Origin of the sequence: Lactobacillus sp. HMSC08B12, from assembly GCF_001808415.1 — a bacterium.
Lineage (GTDB): Bacteria > Bacillota > Bacilli > Lactobacillales > Lactobacillaceae > Lactobacillus > Lactobacillus delbrueckii.
The window spans coordinates 1-1,208 of record NZ_KV793222.1; the positions used below are offsets into that span (position 1 = coordinate 1).

General features: G+C 47.1%; 1 protein-coding gene and 1 pseudogene. Both read left to right on the forward strand.

What is annotated here, in order from left to right:
- Nucleotides 1-277: pseudogene (locus tag HMPREF3168_RS09340) on the forward strand (peptide ABC transporter substrate-binding protein); the annotation flags it as partial.
- Between the two features lie 229 nt (nucleotides 278-506).
- Nucleotides 507-1,208 (forward strand): peptide ABC transporter substrate-binding protein (locus tag HMPREF3168_RS10860; protein ID WP_246825718.1); only part of this gene is annotated, 702 nt, incomplete at its 3' end.

Sequence of the window (1,208 nt, forward strand, 5' to 3'; positions counted from 1 at the left end):
CCCGATCTCCTTCCTGGACCTGTTCACTTCAACTAACCCAGAAAACAAAGGTAAGTGGAAGAACACTTCCTACGACAAGCTGATCGCTGACTCCAAGACTACTGCTTCAACCAGCAAGCGTTGGGACGACTTGACTAAGGCAGAAGACATCCTGCTGAACAATGTCGGTGTTGCTCCGCTTTACTACAACACTAACGCTGCTTTGATCCGTCCAACTGTTAAGGACGTATACCAAAACCGTGGTACTTGGAACTTCAAGGACACTTACATCAAGTAATCAAGCAAAAAGAAGAGGCTCAGCCTCTTCTTTTTTGTGCTATAAGTATTTTTAGATTGACTTGTATCTGTTTTTGGATATTTAGATTGTTGAAATAAAATAGCGCTTTTTCTTAAAAATACTTGAAGAAGCATAAGCGAAGAACTATAATGAAAATATCATTAAAGGCTGCTGTAGAGCTTTAATTTGTGTAGGCGCTGGAACAGTCGGTAAAAGCAAGGAGAAAAAGATGAAATTATCTAAGACTTTAAGCCTGGGAGCCACGGTTCTGGCTTCAGCAGCGTTGCTCGCTGCTTGTGGCAGCAATAGAAGTTCTTCTTCATCCAGCAGTAAGAAGACCTTGACCTGGATGGACTCAGCCGAAATTCCAACGATGGACCTCTCAAAGGCCACCGATGCGGCTTCCTTCAACCAGATTTCCAACACCATGGAAGGTCTCTACCGCTTAGGCAAGAATTCCAAGCTGGAAAAGGGCCTGGCTACCAGCGAAAAGGTTTCTAAGGACGGGAAGACCTATACTTACACCTTGCGTAAGTCCAAGTGGAGCGACGGCAGTGAATTGACCGCCAAGGACTTTGTCTACTCCTGGCGCCGGACCGTCAACCCGAAGACTGCTTCTCAATATTCTTACCTCTTCTCCGGAATCAAGAACGCTGACGCTATCGTCGCCGGCAAGAAGCCAGTCAGCTCTCTGGGGATCAAGGCTGTTGGCAAGTACAAGCTGGTTATCACCCTGGAACGGCGTATCCCATACTTTGACAAGCTGATGGGCTTTGCCGTCTTCTTCCCGCAGTCAGAAAAGGCTGTTACCAAGTACGGTTCTAAGTACGGCACGGCTTCTAAGTACATGCTCTACAACGGGCCATTCAAGCACGTTGGCTGGACCGGGTCCAACCTGTCCTGGAAGATGGTCAAGAACCCATACTACTGG